Source organism: Streptomyces sp. NPDC001663 (genome assembly GCF_042893105.1).
Lineage (GTDB): Bacteria > Actinomycetota > Actinomycetes > Streptomycetales > Streptomycetaceae > Streptomyces.
On sequence record NZ_JBIAUR010000007.1, the window covers coordinates 132,558 to 148,633 of the forward strand.

General features: G+C 70.3%; 18 protein-coding genes. 8 read left to right on the forward strand and 10 right to left on the reverse strand.

The features are described from left to right. Positions 1 to 61: 61 nt before the first annotated feature. Positions 62 to 1,042, reverse strand: coding sequence for a zinc-binding dehydrogenase (locus ACFY1L_RS23170; protein WP_388827309.1), 981 nt, complete (start codon positions 1,040 to 1,042; stop codon positions 62 to 64). 86 nt (positions 1,043 to 1,128) lie between these two features. After that, positions 1,129 to 2,310, reverse strand: a complete 1,182-nt coding sequence (locus tag ACFY1L_RS23175) for an NAD(P)-binding protein (RefSeq protein ID WP_388827312.1) — start codon at positions 2,308 to 2,310, stop codon at positions 1,129 to 1,131. Between the two features lie 158 nt (positions 2,311 to 2,468). Here ACFY1L_RS23175 and ACFY1L_RS23180 point away from each other — a divergent pair, with 158 nt between their 5' ends. Further along, complete coding sequence (locus ACFY1L_RS23180) at positions 2,469 to 3,164, forward strand: pentapeptide repeat-containing protein (RefSeq protein WP_388827315.1); 696 nt, start codon at positions 2,469 to 2,471, stop codon at positions 3,162 to 3,164. A gap of 18 nt (positions 3,165 to 3,182) precedes the next feature. Here the strand turns inward: ACFY1L_RS23180 and ACFY1L_RS23185 are convergent, their stop codons facing one another. Together ACFY1L_RS23185 and ACFY1L_RS23190 are read right to left on the reverse strand one after the other, a co-directional pair. After that, positions 3,183 to 3,701 (reverse strand): GNAT family N-acetyltransferase, encoded by a 519-nt coding sequence (locus ACFY1L_RS23185; RefSeq protein ID WP_388827318.1) that lies wholly within the window; start codon positions 3,699 to 3,701, stop codon positions 3,183 to 3,185. Positions 3,702 to 3,724: 23 nt separating this feature from the next. Continuing rightward, positions 3,725 to 4,225 (reverse strand): hypothetical protein, encoded by a 501-nt coding sequence (locus tag ACFY1L_RS23190; protein ID WP_388827321.1) that lies wholly within the window; start codon positions 4,223 to 4,225, stop codon positions 3,725 to 3,727. A 64-nt stretch (positions 4,226 to 4,289) separates the two neighbouring features. Here ACFY1L_RS23190 and ACFY1L_RS23195 point away from each other — a divergent pair, with 64 nt between their 5' ends. Then, complete coding sequence (locus ACFY1L_RS23195; protein WP_388827324.1) at positions 4,290 to 5,690, forward strand: M1 family metallopeptidase; 1,401 nt, start codon at positions 4,290 to 4,292, stop codon at positions 5,688 to 5,690. Between the two features lie 37 nt (positions 5,691 to 5,727). On the opposite strand, the gene ACFY1L_RS23200 is transcribed toward ACFY1L_RS23195, so the two are convergent. From ACFY1L_RS23200 to ACFY1L_RS23210, 3 genes are all read right to left on the reverse strand, one after another. Then, positions 5,728 to 7,287: a M4 family metallopeptidase gene (locus ACFY1L_RS23200; protein ID WP_388828378.1), complete on the reverse strand. Its 1,560-nt coding sequence runs from the start codon at positions 7,285 to 7,287 to the stop codon at positions 5,728 to 5,730. Positions 7,288 to 7,591: 304 nt separating this feature from the next. Continuing rightward, positions 7,592 to 8,059, reverse strand: a complete 468-nt coding sequence (locus tag ACFY1L_RS23205) for a hypothetical protein (protein ID WP_388827327.1) — start codon at positions 8,057 to 8,059, stop codon at positions 7,592 to 7,594. 29 nt (positions 8,060 to 8,088) lie between these two features. Beyond that, complete coding sequence (locus ACFY1L_RS23210; RefSeq protein ID WP_388827330.1) at positions 8,089 to 8,613, reverse strand: GNAT family N-acetyltransferase; 525 nt, start codon at positions 8,611 to 8,613, stop codon at positions 8,089 to 8,091. Positions 8,614 to 8,708: 95 nt separating this feature from the next. On the opposite strand from ACFY1L_RS23210, the gene ACFY1L_RS23215 reads away from it, so the two are divergent. After that, entirely contained in the window at positions 8,709 to 9,119 is a 411-nt protein-coding gene (locus ACFY1L_RS23215; RefSeq protein ID WP_388827333.1) for a hypothetical protein, read from the forward strand. A 128-nt stretch (positions 9,120 to 9,247) separates the two neighbouring features. Continuing rightward, positions 9,248 to 9,532: a hypothetical protein gene (locus tag ACFY1L_RS23220; RefSeq protein WP_388827336.1), complete on the forward strand. Its 285-nt coding sequence runs from the start codon at positions 9,248 to 9,250 to the stop codon at positions 9,530 to 9,532. A 59-nt stretch (positions 9,533 to 9,591) separates the two neighbouring features. On the opposite strand, the gene ACFY1L_RS23225 is transcribed toward ACFY1L_RS23220, so the two are convergent. Continuing rightward, positions 9,592 to 10,167: a TerD family protein gene (locus ACFY1L_RS23225; RefSeq protein ID WP_133929079.1), complete on the reverse strand. Its 576-nt coding sequence runs from the start codon at positions 10,165 to 10,167 to the stop codon at positions 9,592 to 9,594. A gap of 186 nt (positions 10,168 to 10,353) precedes the next feature. Between ACFY1L_RS23225 and arfB the strand changes: the two genes are divergently transcribed. Then, on the forward strand, positions 10,354 to 10,791 hold the full coding sequence (gene arfB / locus ACFY1L_RS23230) for an alternative ribosome rescue aminoacyl-tRNA hydrolase ArfB (RefSeq protein WP_388827339.1): 438 nt from the start codon (positions 10,354 to 10,356) through the stop codon (positions 10,789 to 10,791). A gap of 111 nt (positions 10,792 to 10,902) precedes the next feature. After that, entirely contained in the window at positions 10,903 to 11,760 is an 858-nt protein-coding gene (locus tag ACFY1L_RS23235; RefSeq protein ID WP_388827342.1) for a sigma-70 family RNA polymerase sigma factor, read from the forward strand. Here ACFY1L_RS23235 and ACFY1L_RS23240 read toward each other — a convergent pair. Continuing rightward, positions 11,757 to 12,224 (reverse strand): GNAT family N-acetyltransferase, encoded by a 468-nt coding sequence (locus ACFY1L_RS23240; RefSeq protein ID WP_388827345.1) that lies wholly within the window; start codon positions 12,222 to 12,224, stop codon positions 11,757 to 11,759. The two genes, ACFY1L_RS23235 and ACFY1L_RS23240, sit on opposite strands and share 4 nt — an antisense overlap. Positions 12,225 to 12,300: 76 nt before the next feature. Then, positions 12,301 to 12,885, reverse strand: a complete 585-nt coding sequence (locus ACFY1L_RS23245) for a flavin reductase family protein (protein WP_388827348.1) — start codon at positions 12,883 to 12,885, stop codon at positions 12,301 to 12,303. Positions 12,886 to 13,235: 350 nt separating this feature from the next. On the opposite strand from ACFY1L_RS23245, the gene cdgB reads away from it, so the two are divergent. Continuing rightward, positions 13,236 to 14,894 carry a diguanylate cyclase CdgB gene (gene cdgB, locus ACFY1L_RS23250; protein ID WP_388827351.1) on the forward strand — a complete coding sequence of 553 codons (1,659 nt, stop codon included), beginning with the start codon at positions 13,236 to 13,238 and terminating at the stop codon, positions 14,892 to 14,894. Between the two features lie 132 nt (positions 14,895 to 15,026). Then, positions 15,027 to 15,950 (forward strand): CBM35 domain-containing protein, encoded by a 924-nt coding sequence (locus ACFY1L_RS23255; protein WP_388827354.1) that lies wholly within the window; start codon positions 15,027 to 15,029, stop codon positions 15,948 to 15,950. Positions 15,951 to 16,076 lie beyond the last annotated feature (126 nt).

Below are 16,076 nucleotides of genomic sequence, written 5' to 3' on the forward strand. Positions count from 1 at the left end.
CTCACCCGGTCAGAAGACCATGAATCGGGGCGTATCGCATCTGCGGGGCCCTTGTTGCTGGTCATGGCTCCAGTACCACCTTTCCGATCGTTCCGCGCGTTTCCAGAGCGCGGTGGGCCGCTGCGGCTTCGGTGAGCGGGAAGCGCTGCACCGCCGGGGTCAGCCGGCCGGCGGCCGCCTCGGCCAGAGCGCGCAGTTCGAGGGCGCGTACGGGGTTGGGGCCGCCGGCCTTCTGCATCATCACGGGGCCCAGGACCCGCTCGGAGACGCCGTCGACGAGGTAGGGCTCGCCGCCGCGGATGCCCTCGGCCGACCAGCCGAAGACGATGTGCCTGCCGCCGGGGCCGAGCAGGTCGACGGCCTTGCGGGCGACCTCGCCGCCCACGCCGTCGAAGACGACCGTCGCAGGGCGTCCGCCCAGGTAGGCGCGGACCTTGTCCGGCCATGCGGGGTCCTTGTAGTCGGCGGCGAGGTCGGCGCCGTTCGCCTGCACCCGTGCCGTCTTCTCGGGGCCGCCGGCGAGACCGACGACCACGGCGCCGGCGTGTTTCGCGTACTGCACGAGGAGGGTGCCGATGCCGCCCGCGGCGGCCGGGATCACGGCCACGGTGTCCGGGCCGAGCTCGGCGAACTGCAGGATCCCCATCGCCGTACGGCCTGTCCCGATCATGGCGACGGCCTGGGCGGAGTCCAGGTTGCCGGGGATCTCGTGCACGCGGTCGACATCCGTGACGGCGAGTTCCGCGTAGCCTCCCGGGGCGAAGCCGAGGTGGGCGGTCACGCGCTTGCCGAGCCACAGTGCGGCGACGCCCTCGCCGAGGGACTCGACGACGCCGGCGACCTCGCGGCCGGGGATCGTGGGCAGCCGCGGCGGCTCGGGCAGCGGGCCCTGCTCGCCCTCGCGCAGGGCGGTGTCGAGCAGGTGCACTCCGGCCGCTTCTACGGCGATACGGACCTGGCCAGGGCCCGGGAGCGGGTTCTCGACCTCCTCGTATCGGAGGTTCTCGGCCGGACCGAAGGCGTGCAGACGGATGGCGTGCATGGGAGGTCCCCCATCGGATGTGCCTGTGCTGGGAAGGTGTCGGAAGCCCACCCCGTCGCCGGAGGCGACTCATCGATGCTGCAACCTCAAGCTTGCTTGAGGTCAAGGGAGTCGAGGGTGCGGCGGCCGAGCGCCAGCGACACCGCGGCGAGGGCGCTGTTGAAGGACACCTCGGACAGGACGCCGGGAGCCGCGACCTGGTCGCCGGCGAGGTAGACGCCGTCGCCGCGATCGACGGCGGGGCGGTCGCGCCAGCTGGTGCCGGGCAGGTCCACGGCGCCGGTACGGCCGGTCGCGACGGTCTCGCGCCGCCAGGTGACGCGCTCGCGCCAGCCGTCGAAGGCCAGGTCGAGGAGCTGCTCGGCACGGGCGATGCCGGCGGCCTTGTGCTCGTGCGGGGCGAGCGGGATCTGCCCCTGGATCAGCTGCTCGCCGGCCGGGGCGAGGGAACGGTCCTGCGCGGTGAACCGTTCCAGCCAGCCGGGAGCGTCGAGGTCGGAGACGGCGAAGGCGTCGCCGCGCCGTGTCCGCAGGGCGAGGTCGATGAGCGTCGTACGGCCGCTGGTCCAGGTCAGGGAGTCGTCGCCGAGCAGTCGGCGGGCGGCGTCGAGGGAGGTGGCGACGACGACGGGGCCGCCGGCGGCCGGGAGGCTGTCGAGGGTGTGGACACGGGACAGGGTCTCCATCCGCACGCCGAGGTTCCACGCCCGGGCGGCCATCCGGTCGATGACGTTCGCCCAGCCGCCGCGCGGATAGTGCGCCTCGGGCGGCAGCTTGGTGGCACGGCGCAGCCGCTCCTGTACGAACGCGGCGGACAGTGCGCCGGGGTCGTGGTGGAAGAGGGCGACGGCGGAGTAGTGCGCGGCGGCCCGGGCGGCCTCCTCGCCCGCGATGTCGGTGGCCCAGGTCATGAAGTCGGCGTCGACGGGCGCCTGTTGGAGGCCGGGGCGCAGCAGCTTGAGCATCGCGAAGGGCGGGGTGCGGCGCAGGACGCCGTGGTGGCGGAGCCGCAGCCGAGCCGCTTCCAGGGGTGGGATCGGGGCGAGCGGGCCGATGAGGTCGCGTTGCTTCAGCCAGGTCCAGTGCGGGCCGCCGCTGTAGAGGGCGTGCGGACCGTCGTTGGTCCGGTACGGCCCCTCGGCGGTCCGCGCACGCCCGCCGAGGGTGTGGTGGGCTTCGTACACGGTGACCTTGGAGCCCGCCTCGGCAGCGGTGATGGCCGCGGTCAGTCCGGCGAGTCCGCCGCCGATGACGGTGATGCGTTGCATGGGTCGGGATCTCCCTCGGGTCGTCCGGGCTGTCGGGGTCGGGCTTGGGTCGGGGCGCCTTCCTGTGAGTACGACGGATCTGAGGTGCCGGAATGTGACATGGGACGGTGTTTTGGCTGGTCAGGGGGATTGTCAGTGGTGGGGTGCAGCATGGGGGCATGGCGAGGAGAGCGATGGGTGGGACGGGCGGTTCCGGTGGTGCGGCGGTGAAGGCGGCGCAGCGGCCGGAGGTGCGGCTTCCGGCGCTGGAGGCGTTCGGGGGAGGTGAGTTGGAGCCGGACGGGGACTACGACGGGCTGGAGTTCCGGGAGCTGGACTTCGTGGGGCAGGACGGCGGGGGCGCCCGGTTCATGGACTGTGCGCTGACGGGGTGCGCGGTGGACGAGACGCGGCTGCACCACGCCCGCGTGCTCGACTCGGTGCTGACGGGGATACGGGGGGTGGGGACCGACCTCGCGGAGTCGACGTTCCGTGATGTGGAGCTGGTCGACGCGCGGCTCGGCGGGGTGCAGCTGCACGGTGCGGTCCTGGAGCGGGTCGTCGTCCGGGGCGGCAAGATCGACTACCTGAACCTGCGCACGGCGAAGCTGAAGGACGTCGTCTTCGAGGGCTGCGTGCTGGTGGAGCCGGACTTCGCGGGTGCCCGGCTGGAGCGCGTGGAGTTCGTGGACTGCGTGCTGAAGGGGGCGGACCTCACGTCGGCGGTTCTGAAGGACGTGGATCTGAGAGGCGCGGTCGAGCTGGGCATCGCGCGCGGGGTGGACCGCTTGTCCGGGGCGGTGATCAGTTCCGTGCAGCTGATGGATCTGGCGCCGGTGCTGGCGGTGGAGATGGGGATCAGGGTGGAGGACTGAGCGGTATGGAGGGAGATGTCAGGACGGTGGCGTGAGGGGCATGACGAGGGTCTGGACGAAGTCGACGGCCCCTTCGCGGCGGTAGAAGCGCAGGGCGCCCTCGTTGCCGGCGATGACGGAGATCTTCATGATCTTCAGGCCGTGCCGGTCGAGGTGGCGGCGGGCCGCGTCGAGCAGTGCCTGGCCGACACCGGCGCCGCGTGCGTCGTCGTGCACGACGAGGGTCTCCAGGACGCCGACGCGATCACCGGGCTCCGCGCCCCACTGCCACGAGCCGGGCCGGTCGACGACAACACGCACCATGGCGTAGCCCAGGAGGCCGTGCGGACCGCGCGCGGTGAGGGCGGCCGTGTCCGGAGAGGAGAGCCACTCCAGGTAGAGCTCGCGGCGCAGTCGCCAGGAGGACTCGGGGGAGCGAACCGGTGCCAACTCCTCCAGGTGGGGCGCCTGTTGGGAGTGGTGCGCGAGGAGCTGCTTCCACAGGGGGCCGAGTTCGTCGATGTCGGCGGAGGGAAGCTGCTTGATCGCGAAGTCCATGCCGGGCAGGGTAGCGCCGGCGCTCACGACACCCTGGGGAAGCGGGCCTGCAGGGTCCAGATCGCCGGGTTCTCGCCCAGGTCGTCATGAAGGTCGACCAGGTCGGCGATCAGGTCGTGCAGGAAGTCCCGGGCCTCACGGCGGAGTTCGGTGTGCGAGAAGGTGAGCGGCGGCTCCTCCGCGGGCATCCAGTCGGCCTCGATGTCCACCCAGCCGAAGCGGCGCTCGAAGAGCATGCGGTCGGTCGACTCGGTGAAGTCCAGTTCGGCGTGCTGGGGGCGGGAGGCACGGGAGCCCGCCGGGTCGCGGTCGATGCGCTCGGCGATGTCGCACAGCGCCCACGCGAAGTCGAGCACCGGCACCCATCCCCAGGCTGTGGACAGCTCCCGGTCCGCCTTGGTGTCGGCGAGGTAGACGTCGCCGCAGAACAGGTCGTGGCGCAGGGCGTGGACGTCCGCGCGGCGGTAGTCCGTCTGCGGGGGGTCCGGGAAGCGGTTGGAGAGGGCGTAGCCGATGTCGAGCACGTACGAGATGGTGTCACGTCGGTGCCGCGTCCTCGGCGGGCCCGGTCGTCCTAGGATCACTGACATGTCCAGATCCGCGCGCGTTGTCCCGGCCGTCACGTCCGCCTTGGTCGCCCTCGCCCTCACCGCGTGCGGCGGCGTCCACGGCACCCCGGGCGGCTCCGGAGTGCACGACCCGTACTTCCCGAAGTCGGGCAACGGCGGATACGACGTCAGCCACTACGACCTGAAGCTCGACTACACGCCGGGTGACCGCCCCCGCCTCACCGGCACCGCGACCCTGACCGCCCGCGCCACCAAGGACCTTTCCGCCTTCGACCTCGACCTGGAGGGGCTGGACGTCGACGAGGTCACGGTCGAGGGCAAGCGCGCCCGCTTCAACCGCGCCGGCCAGGAGCTCACCGTCCGCCCCCACGACGACCTCGACGAGGACGAGACCTTCCGCGTCACCGTCCGCTACTCCGGCACACCGAAGACCATCACCGACCCCGACGGCTCCAAGGAGGGCTGGCTGCGCACCGCCGACGGCGCGCTCGCGCTCGGCGAGCCGACCGGCTCCATGGCGTGGTTCCCCGGTAACAACCACCCCTCCGACAAGGCGTCGTACGACATCACGGTCACCGTGCCGAAGGGCCTGCAGGCCGTGTCCAACGGGGAGTTGACCGGCGAGAGGAGCAGCGGCGGCCGTACGACGTTCTCCTGGCACACCGCCGAGCCCATGGCGAGTTACGTCGCCACCGTCGCCGTGGGGCACTACGACATCAGCCGCTCCATCGTCGGCAAGGACCGCCTGCCGGTGTACGTCGCCGTCGACCCGACGCAGGTGAAGGCCGGCCGGAAGGTGCTCGCGAAGATCCCCGAGATCATGGACTGGGAGGAGTACAACTTCGGGCCGTACCCCTTCTCCTCCACCGGCGCGATCGTGGACCGGCCGGAGGACGCCGAGTACGCCCTGGAGACCCAGACCCGGCCCGTCTTCCCCGGCGCCCCGGACACCGAGACGCTCGTCCATGAGCTCGCCCACCAGTGGTACGGCGACTCCGTGACGCCGAAGACCTGGCGGGACATGTGGCTCAACGAGGGGTTCGCGACGTACGCGGAGTGGCTGTGGGACGAGGACCACGACGGCGACACCGCCCAGCAGACCTTCGACGACCTCTACCGCCACGGCGAGGACGACCACGAGGACCTGTGGGCCTTCCCGCCGGCGAGACCGAGCAGCGCCGCGCACATCTCCGACGAACCGGTCTACCTGCGCGGTGCGATGGTCCTCCAGAAGATCCGCCAGACCGTCGGTGACGACACCTTCTACGACATCATCCAGGGCTGGGCGGCGGCCCACCGCCACGGGAACGCGGACACCGACGAGTTCACGGCGTACGTGGAGAAGATGGCGCCGCAGAAGGATTTCGACGGGATCTGGAAGGACTGGCTGTACGGGGAGGGGAAGCCGGACCACCCGTGAGGAGCGGCCCGGCTTCCCAAACCCCTTGCTGCGGAAGTCAGTTGACGTTGACGGCCTTCCAGGCGGCCGCCACCGCGTTGTACTCCGCGCTGCCCGCCCCGTACAGGTCGCTCGCCGCCTGGAGGGTGCCGGTGCGGGCGCCCGCGTAGTTGGTCGAGGACGTGAAGTACGTGGTCAGGGCCCGGTACCAGATCTGGTCGGCCTTGGCGCGGCCGATGCCGGTGACCGTGGAGCCGTCGTAGGTCGGGGAGTTGTAGCTGACGCCGTTGATGGTCTTCGCGCCGCTGCCCTCGCTCAGCAGGTAGAAGAAGTGGTTCGCGACGCCCGAGGAGTAGTGGACGTCGAGGCGGCCGACGTTGCGCGACCAGTAGTCGGCCGAGCCGCCGTCCTTGCTGGGCTTGTCCATGTAGCGCAGCGGGGTGCCGTCGCCGTTGATGTCGATCTTCTCGCCGATGAGGTAGTCGCCGACGTCGGAGGAGTTGTTCGCGAAGAACTCCACCGAGGTGCCGAAGATGTCGGAGGTGGCCTCGTTCAGACCGCCCGACTCACGGCTGTACTTGAGGCCCGCCGTGGCCGCGGTCAGCCCGTGGCTCATCTCGTGGCCGGCCACGTCGAGCGAGGTCAGCGGGTGGGTGTTGCCCGAGCCGTCGCCGTACGTCATGCAGAAGCAGCTGTCGTTCCAGAACGCGTTGACGTACGCGTTGCCGTAGTGGACGCGGGAGTAGGCGGCCTTTCCGTCGCCCGCGATGCCGTTGCGGTTGAACGCGGACTTGTAGAAGTCCCAGGTGACGGCGGCGCCGTAGGCCGCGTCGACGGCGGCGGTCTGGCGGTTCGCCGGGGTGCCGTCGCCCCACGTGTCGTCGGCGTCGTGGAAGAGGGTGCCGGTGCCGTTCGTGCCGCCGTTCAGGTCGTACGTCTTGTGGCCGCCGCGGCCGGAGTCGATCAGGTCGTAGCCGCCGGAGGCGGAGGCGGTGGTGCCCAGGGTCACCGTGCCGCTGTACTCGCTGGTGCCCGTGCCGGTGTCGACGGCCTCGTAGGAGTAGATCTTCTTGCCGGTGGTGGCGTCCGTGACGACGTGCAGCTCGCTCGGGGTGCCGTCGTCCTGCAGGCCCTTGACGACGGACTCGTAGGCGAGGACGGGCTTGGCGCCGACGGCCCAGATCACCTTGCGGGAGGTGGCGGAGGTGGCCTTGGAGGAACCGGCGGCGGCCTTGAGCGCGCTCTTCTTCGCGGTGGCGGTGGATATGGAGGCATCCGTGGACGCCACGGATATCCGCGACTTGGTCGCCTTGCTGACGCCCTTGAGCGTGCCGCTCTTCGTCACATGCGTGACCAGGTCGCCGCCGAGGACGGGCAGGCCGGCGTAGGTGCGCTGGTAGCGGGTGTGGACGGTGCCGTTCGCGTCCTTGAGCACGTCCTGGACGACGAGCTTCTCCTGGCCGCCGAGCCCGAGCTCGCGGGCCGTCGAACCGGCCGCCTCCTGGGCCGACTCGAGGGCGGCGGCACGGGCCGAGGCGGTGAGGGGGAGGGCGCCGGCGCCGCTGGTGTGCGTGGGGGCCGCGGTGGCGGCGCCGTTCTGCAGGGCGAGCACGACCATCGCGGCGGAGCCGATCAGGGCGGTGGTACGGAGGGCGGTTTTGCGGGTGGTCCGGGTGCCGTGGGAACGCTGTCTCACTCGGTCTCCTTCGGGCCGGCCTCATGGTTGAGGCACAGAGATGGCACAGGTGGGGCACAGAGTTGCGGCGAGCGAGGAGAGGGTGACACCGGGAACTGCCTGTTTGACAGGGTGCGGTCAAGATTTTACGTGTTCGTATCCGAAAGTCGGGGTGGCGGATCCGTTATACGGACAGGTGAGGGGCGGTCAACTCCACGTTCATGGAGCGCAGTTGGGGGTCGAAACGTCACACCCGACGTTCGAGGTCGCGCCGCATCGCGGCGCGTGCCGTCCAGACCGCCTGCCCGTGCCTGAGGCGGTGTTCCTGGAAGTCGGGCGAGTCGAGGGGCGGGTCGCCGGCGGCGAACACCTCCAGCAGTTCGCGCAGGGTGGTGTAGACGTCCTCGAGCACGTCCGACAGCTCCTGCGGTGCGCAGATCAGGGCCGACTCCCGGACCTCGTCGCAGCCGGACGCCCGGAACGCCTCTCGTACGGCCGTGTCCAGCGTGTCCTGGCCCCGGTTGGCGCCGGCCGCCGTGTGCATGGCCTCGTACGCCTGCCGGTACTTCGTCAGGCAGGTCACGTAAATGTCCCTGCGCTCCCGGTGGTTGCGCTCGGCCGCGTCCCGCCGCCAGCGCACCCGGTCGGCGAGCAGGGTCGAGCCCACGCCGATCACTGCTCCGATTCCCGTGCCTGCCAAGGTCGTCCACTCCACCTCGGCATAGTGCACCGGTGCATCGCTGCTCACGCGGGCGGGTCGGGCAGCGGCTTCCGCAACACCGTGCACGGACGGCCGAGTCGGCGGTCCGGGCGGTGGCCGATCACCTCGTAGCCGAGGGCGGTCCAGAAGGCGAGCCCCTTCGGATTGTTCTCGAGTACCGCGAGCCGTACGGCGTCCCGGCCCGCCGCGCGGAAGCGGTCCTCGACGAGCGTGGCGAACCGGCGCCCGTAGCCGCGCCCGTGCTCGCGCGCGTCCACCATCAGCAGGCCGATCCACGGGTCCGGATCGGCCGGGTCGGGGTGGTGGGCGAGCGTGACGGCGACCCCGACGAGCCGCCCCTCGCTGCGGGCGAGCAGCACCTCGATGTCCGGATTCACCAACTCGTCGGCCAGCGCGGCCGCGACCTGCTCCGGCCGGATGTCGTCCGGGTCGGGGAAGTCGCCGCTGAGGGCGTGGAACTCGCGGTTGGAGGTGTAGAGGGCGGTGAGCTCGGTGAGGAGCTCGCCGGGGAGGGCACCGTCGGTCGGCACGAGCCGTTCGAGGAACATGGCAGGACGGTATCCGCTGACCTGAGCGCAGGCCCGTCACCGCAGGCCGGGTACATTTTCCGCGGCTCCACACCACTTTCGGGGGACGGAAGACGATGACCACCCAGCCACCGCCGTACGGCAACCAGCCCGCGTACGGCCAACAGCCCCCGCCGCCGCAGGGCTTCGGCCCGCCGCCGCCCCAGTACGCCTACGCCCCGACGCCACCCCAACCACCGGCCGGCGGACCGGAGTTCATGGCGGTCGACCGCCACAACTCGATCGTGGTCGACACGGAGGGCGTGGCCTTCGAGATCCACGGCCAGTCCCTCGAGTTCCCCTGGCAGCAGATCCGCAGCGCCCACTTCAAGGCGAGCCCGAACGGCAAGGCCCTGATGATGGCGGTGATCCACCTGAACGGCATGTTCTACGAGTGCGTGGTGGAGGCCAGGCCGAGGACGAAGCTGGCGGAGTGGTTCGCCGAGCTGGCGGCGGTGCTGAGCTATTACCGGCCGGTGGGCTCGTAGCGGGCCCGGCCGGAACGCAGTCCGCCGTTCGCGGTGATCGTATGGAGATGTGCCGGACCCTTCCGGCGAAGCTCGCTCGGGGCTGCGCGCGAAGTGAGACTTGGGAGGCAGCGCCCAAGGGGGTAGTCATGAGATCGCACCTGCAGTGGACTCACGGCCGCGGCGAGCACGCCGTCGTCGAACGCAAGCAGACGTACACCGAGATCCTGGTCAAATTCCTTGTCCTGGTCGGCCTGCTGTACATGCCGGTTCTCATCTTCCAATGGGGTCACTGGATCCCGTTCGCCGGAGCCGGCGTCTACCTGCTCTGGGAACTCGGCCGCATCAACAGCGCACTCGGCGAGCTCGCCGACCTCTGGAACGAGCAGCACCAGCAGCGGCCGGTATCGGCTCGGGACGACTCCCTCCAGTGACACCGGAGCCCCCGGCCGCGGCGCACCGCAGCCAGGGGCTCACGCTCGGCGCACTGGCGTCAGACGTTCACACCGAAGTCCTGGGCGATGCCCACCAGGCCCGAGGCGTAGCCCTGGCCGACCGCGCGGAACTTCCACTCCGCGCCGTTGCGGTAGAGCTCGCCGAAGACCATCGCCGTCTCCGTGGCCGCGTCCTCGGAGAGGTCGTAGCGGGCGATCTCGGCGCCGCCGGCCTGGTTGATGATGCGGATGTAGGCGTTGCGGACCTGGCCGAAGTTCTGCGAGCGGTTCTCCGCGTCGTAGATGGAGACCGGGAAGACGATCTTGTCGATGTCGGCCGGGAGGGCCGCCAGGTTGACGTTGATCGCCTCGTCGTCGCCCGCGCCCTCGCCCGTGCGGTTGTCGCCGGTGTGGACGATCGAGTTGTCCGGGGTGTTCTTGTTGTTGAAGAAGACGAAGTGGGCGTCCGAGTAGACCTTGCCCTGCGGGTTGACCGCGATCGCGGAGGCGTCGAGGTCGAAGTCCGTGCCGGTGGTGGTGCGGACGTCCCAGCCGAGGCCCACGGTGACGGCGGTCAGGCCCGGAGCCTCCTTGGTGAGCGAGACGTTGCCACCCTTGGACAGGCTTACAGCCATGGTTTGGGAGTCCTTTCCCTCGTTTTGCGTACGGCAGTGCGGCCGGTACGGGTCGTACGGGCACGAAGCTACAGCTACCCCTACCAACGCCAAGAGGGGTACCGAAGGTTCCAGGTGTCTTTACTTTCTTTACCGAACGGTGGATGAACGATATTCGCGTGACGTGTGCCGGTCAGCCGCGCGACCATGGGGGGCATGTCCGGTCCCTACTTCATCCGTGGCTCCGTCTCGCTCCCCGAGGCCGAGCTCATGTGGCGTTTCTCGCGGTCGTCGGGGCCCGGCGGGCAGCACGTCAACACCAGTGACTCCCAGGTGGAGCTGCGCTTCGACCTGGCCAAGACCGAGGCGCTGCCCGAGGTCTGGAAGGCGCGGGCGCTCGAGCGGCTGGGCGGTCGGCTCGTCGACGGCGTCGTCGTCGTGCGCGCCTCCGAGCACCGGTCCCAGTGGCGCAACCGGGAGACCGCCGCCGTACGTCTCGCCGCGCTTCTCGCCGAGGCCACCGCGCCGCCGCCCAAGCCGCGCCGGCCGACCCGCATTCCGCGCGGGATCAATGAGCGGCGGCTGCGGGAGAAGAAGCAGCGCTCCGACACGAAGCGGGGGCGGTCGGGCCGGGACTGGTCCTGACGCCGGGCACGCGGCCATATTCGTACAACGTCCGCTGTCACATCTCCCGTTTTCCCTCCGTCATGTCAGCGAGAGAACTGACAACGGACCTCGGTGCGGGGAGCTATGGCGATGAATGACAGCGAATTTCTTGCCCGGCGATTCGAATCGCATCGAACTCATCTGCGCGCCGTCGCCTACCGAATGCTCGGTTCGGCCACCGAGGCCGACGACGCGGTGCAGGAGGCGTGGTTCCGGCTGAGCCGTTCCGACACCCGGCAGGTGGACAACCTCGGGGGATGGCTGACGACCGTCGTCGGGCGGGTGTGCCTGGACATGCTGCGGTCGCGCAAGTCGCGCGCGGAGGAGCCGCTGGAGCCGTTCGAGACCACCGCGCGCGTGGCGGGCGTCCTGGCCGACGCAGACCCCGAGCAGGACGCGGTGCTCGCCGACTCGGTGGGCGTCGCGCTGCTCGTCGTACTCGAGACGCTGACGCCCGCCGAGCGGCTGGCGTTCGTGCTGCACGACCTGTTCGCGGTGCCGTACGAGGAGGTCGGGGACATCGTGGGGCGCAGCCCCGTGGCGGCCCGGCAGCTGGCCAGCCGGGCGCGGCGGCGGGTGCAGGGGGCCGAGGTGCACGATGCCGATCTGGTGCGGCAGCGGGAGGTCGTCGACGCGTTTCTGGCGGCCGCGCGGGAGGGCGACTTCGACGCGCTGGTCGAGGTGCTCGATCCGGACGTTGTCGCGCGTACCGAGGTCGGTGTGACCACGGGGGCGTCGGCGGTGGCCAAGGGCGCGTCGAGCTTCAAGCACTTCGCGCACGTGGCGCGGCCCGCGATGGTCGACGGGCGCACCGGTCTGGCGGTCTTCCTCGGCGAACACCTCGACCGTGCGCTGGCCTTCACGTTCGTACGGGACCGGATCGCCGTCATCGACATCGTCACCGACCCCGAACGAGTGGCCGGCCTGGACATCAGCCTCGTCGATTAGCCGAGGTCCAGCACCCCGACCGGCTGGTCGCCGCTCGTCTCCCCGGTCGTACGGAAGCCGAGGCCCAGGTAGAAGCCCTCGGGGCCGTCCGGGCCGGGGTGCCAGGTGACGTAGAGCTGTTTGCCGTCGCGACGGCGGATCTCGGCGGCCACGGACTCGACCGCGAACCGGCCGTAGCCGCGGCCCTGTTCCTCGGCCGCGATGTTCAGGCGCCACAGGCCGGAACGGAAGTCGGTGCCGTCCTGGTTCCAGTCGATGTCGAGGAAGGCCATCAGGAAGCCGACGGGTCGTCCCTCGTCGACGATCAGGCGCGGCCACGCGATACCCGGGGGACGCACGTACGCCTCGGCCAGCGAGTGCGCGACCGGCTCGACCGCGTGTTCCTGGTCGGGGCGGATGCGGATGCCGAGGGCGGCGTCGAGATTGCGGGTGGTGATCTCTTCGAGGCGGGGACCGGTCGTCATGCGCGCACCCTAGGAGGCAACACGCGCGCGTGCCACGGAATTGGCGCCCGCGCGCGCGTGCACTGCAATCGCCGGCTCACCCCAACTGCCGGTACCGGCCCCGGAAATACGTCAGCGGCCCCCCGTCCGCGCTCGGTACCCCCGCCGTCAGGACCCGGCCGATCACCAGGGTGTGGTCGCCGGACGTCACGCGCTGCTCCGTGCGGCACTCCAGGGTGGCCAGGGCGCCGCCCACCAGGGGAGCGCCGGTCACTTCGCCGCGGACGTACGGGATGTCCTCGAAGAGCAGACGGTCGCTGATGCGGCCCTTCATCGCGAAGCGGCCGGCGATGTGGCGCTGGCTCTCGGACAGGACCGAGACCGCCCACAGGGGCTGTTCGGCGAGCAGGTCGTCCATGCGGGAGCCCTCGCGCAGGCTCACCAGGACCAGGGGCGGGTCCAGGGACACCGACATGAAGGACGTGGCCGTCATGCCGACGTCCTCGCCGCCCGGCGCGGACGGGTCGTCCGGGTCGAGCGGCGGTTCCTTTGCGGTCACCAGGACCACGCCCGCGGCCAGCCGGGACATGGCGGCACGGAACTCGTCGTTGCTCACCCCCTCAGCATGCCGGGCGGCGGGCACGGGGACGGTGGGGGACGTGGCGGCGGGAGTGTTCAGCACGCCCGAAACGCTAGTGTCCGGTCCGCACGGGGCGCATCGGGCATCGGGCCGAGGCCCGACCTAGGACCACCGACCGAGTTTCTCGACGTATTCTTCTCGGCCCCCGACGTACCCTTGTGCGGCATCTCCACATACCCACAAAGTTTGCGTTCAGCAAACGCACAGGGAAACCGCAGAAACACCACTCAAATGTTCATCTTTCGCTGTGACTTGAGTCACAAGGGCCATTAATTGTTGACCCTGTGTACCGAGTGGGCAGCGCGCTGTGATTCAGTGGCGGGGAAGCTGCTAGTGACGATACGCCGATGAGAACCCTTGATTCACTGCGAGGTCTCGGGGGGAGGGCGAGCATGGAGACCGAGTCGGAGCCCTACGTCCGTCTTGCGACCCTGCGGCAACTGCACCAGGTCATGGCTGACATGAACACGGCCCGCAGCCTGGCGGACACACTGCAGACCGTCGCCGACGGCGTGGTCAACGGTCTCGGGTACGAGCTGGCGTGCGTCAACCTGGTCCGCCCCGACGGCGACCTGGTCGTCGCCGCGTTCGCCGGCAACCCCGCTGCCGAGGCGCTCATCACCGGCCGGGTCGGCTCCCGCGAGTCCTGGGAGCGCCGGCTGAGCATGGGCGAGCACTGGGGCGACCTGGTGTTCATACCGCACACCGAGGGCTGGATCCTCGACGACGACGACGTCCCGCAGTGGTACACCGACGGGCCGGCGCCCCGCTTCGAGGACGAGTGGCACCCCTCCGACCGGCTCTTCGCGCCGATGTACACCCCCGGCAACCCGGGCGGCTCCTGCGGCGAGCTGATCGGCGTGCTGTCCGTGGACCGGCCGCGCAACGGCCGCCGACCGGGCGCATGGGGTCGCGAGGCGCTCCAGATGTACGCGTTCCAGGCCGCGATCGCGATCAGCAACGCGCGTCTACGTGCCAACATGCAGCGCGCACTGGTCAGGCTCGAAAGGGAGCAGCAGGCCCTGCGGGCGAGTGAGGAAAGCTTCAGGCAGGCCTTCGAGTACGCCCCCTCCGGCATGGCCATCGCCGAGATGGGCGGCGACCAGCACGGCCGGATCCTCAGGACCAACGACGCCCTGTGCCGCCTGCTCGGCCGCCCCGCCTCCGCGATGCGCCGCTACTCCTTCTCCGACCTCGTCCACCCCGAGGACATCGGCACACTGCTGCGTACGTCCGCCGAGGGCGGCCGCGCCGAGCTGCGCCTGGGGCGGCGTGACGGCACATACGTCTGGGTCAGCCTGCGCAACTCCGTCGTCGCGGACGCCGCCGACGGCCCGCGCTTCCTGCTCACCCATGTCGAGGACATCGAGGACCGCAAGCGCCGCGAGCTGCAGCTTGCCCACCGCGCCTCCCACGACTCGCTCACCGGGCTGCCGAACTCCGCGGAGCTGCGCTCCCGGCTCTCCTCCCGGCTCTGTCAGCGGCAGACGCACCCCGGTGCCCTCGAGTCGCTCGACGCGGCCTACGGCCACCCCGCCTACGACGCCAACGGGCACGGCTTCGACTTCCGGCCGGGCGGCGGCGTCGAGGTGTTCGACGGCTTCGATCACCATGTGCACACCGTCGCCCCCGAGAACGAGCGCGACGACGGCACCAAGGGGCTCGCGGTGCTCTTCTGCGACCTCGACGGCTTCAAGTCGATCAACGACCGGTTCGGGCACAACGCCGGTGACGCGGTCCTCATCGAGGTCGCCCGGCGGCTGTCCCGCGCCGTGCGCGACGGCGACACGGTCGCCCGGCTCGGCGGCGACGAGTTCGTGATCCTCGCCGACGGCCTGGGCCGGGCCGACGCCGCGGACCTCGCGGTACGTCTGCGCAACGAGATCATCCAGCCGATCCGGGCCGAGGGACGGGCCGTCCGCGTGGGCGCCAGCTTCGGCATCGGGTGGGCACACTGCGGCATGACTGCGGACGAAGTGTTGAAGTCCGCCGACGAGCGCATGTACGTAGAGAAACGATCTCGTCCCAAACAGCACAGACGCGCGGGCTGATTCCCAGGTCAGGCGCCGGGGTGGCGGAACGATGCGATCCGAGTCACCCGTTTGGGGCAGCAGGAGCGGGTAGGCTCGCCATTCTGACCCCAGGTATCGCAATCGACCCGCACCGCTGAGGAGTACCAAGGGATGACGTCCGGCAACAACGGCGCCAGCACGCCCGAGGACGACGACCCGTTCGGCTACCTCTACGCCGACGGGCAGGCCAACGGCGCCCAGCCTCCGTCCGGCGGCTACGGCTACCCGAACTCCGTCAACCGGGTGCGCGCGGTCGGCCAGCGGCAGTACGGCCAGCCCGCCCAGCCTCAGCAGACGGCCGCCTACGGCCAGGTCCCGCAGCAGCAGGGCACGTACGGTCAGCCGAACGCCAACTACGCCGCGCCGGAGACGTTTCCCGGCGCTGCTCCCACGGCTCCGCAGCAGCCGGCGTACGGCGGTGGTGGTGGTCGTCGCGGTCCGAACACCAAGGGGCTGCTGATCGGTGCGATCGCGGTGGTCGCCGCGGTCGTCATAGGCATCGGCGTGGCGATGCTGGGCGGCGACTCGTCGGACGACAAGGCGGACGGCGGCGCCTCGACGAGCCCGTCGTCCGCGGCGCAGAGCTCGAAGCCGAGCCAGTCGGCCAGTGCCAGCGCTGCGGCGGACCTGCCGAAGACCGACGCGAAGGACCTCCAGCTGGGCGGCGGCGCCGCTACGGCGTCGGACGTCGACGGGGCGAAGGGGGACGGCGGGGTCTATGTGACCGGGTTCAACAACGTCGGCGCTTCGATCACCTGGACCGTTGACATCCAGAAGGCCGGCTCCTACCGCCTGTACGTGCAATACAGCATTCCCGCAGTGGATGCCAACGCGACGCTGACGGTCAACGGCAAACCCAACCAGCAGCCGCTGGGCATGAAGAACTTCATCAAGTCGTCGAACCCCGACCTCGCGAAGAACTGGCAGTCCACCTGGGCTCCGGTGAAGCTGAGCAAGGGCAGCAACACGCTGACGCTCTCCTGCGGCCAGGGGAATCAGTGCAATGCCCTCGTGGACCAACTGTGGCTGCAGTAGAGGGCGGATAACCGAACGGTCCGCTCTTGGAACGCCGCGAATAGCCGGCCAGAAAGGCAATTCACGCCCACGGCCATCCCCCGGAAAAGACAAGCGACACGGCGCGGCAAATCGGGTTGTCGAACT